This is a genomic window from Bacillus cereus group sp. Bce019 (genome assembly GCF_051781745.1).
Lineage (GTDB): Bacteria > Bacillota > Bacilli > Bacillales > Bacillaceae_G > Bacillus_A > Bacillus_A cereus.
The window spans coordinates 1-653 of record NZ_JBPWJX010000057.1 but is presented as its reverse complement, the minus strand read 5'-3'; the positions used below and the strand labels follow the sequence as shown (position 1 = coordinate 653).

Below are 653 nucleotides of genomic sequence, written 5' to 3'. Positions count from 1 at the left end.
GCTTCTGGTTCAATATGCTTATTTAGTTTATCATCTTGTACCAACACATAGTTTCCTTCTGCATCCATATAATGGCTTAAATGCGTCGGCAATCGGTTTGAAAAACTAGACCCATCAAGAGGCATTCTACTAGAATAGTGAGTCGCTTTTAAATGTTTAAAATCTAGTTTTACATAATAAGATTGTCGGTATCGTTCATTTGATGCACCCAAATTATCACTCATTCGGAATAGAATCTCATCATCAAATCTTTGTATATTTCTTCCCGCTATAAAGTCATCGAAGTATTTTGTGAGAAACATACTTTGTCCTCTAAAATCATTGACGGGCGCATCTGAATTTGTGAATTTTATAGAATGTTCAAAGTCAGTCCCATTCCATTTCGATCCGTATAAATAAAACGGCGTAACTTGATTCGTTTTTAAGTTAACAATATATATAGTTGGAGCGTGAGAATAATAAGCCCTTGCATACGTAAACACATATTCATACTCCTCATTGCTTAACCACTTTAAGGGATGAAATTCCATGTTTTTTAATCCTGGTGCAGCATAGGAACCCTTCATATTTTTAAATGAATCCAGTAGAATATCTTCTCCTGTTTTCTTATTTTTCATCATAACGTTGAAATCTGTATCGTTTAATTTATCTAC

The 653-nt window shown here is 33.5% G+C and carries 1 protein-coding gene; it reads right to left on the bottom strand.

What is annotated here, in order from left to right:
• On the bottom strand, nt 1-653 hold a 653-nt coding region (locus ACS2QP_RS27370; protein WP_438883017.1), incomplete at both ends, for a hypothetical protein.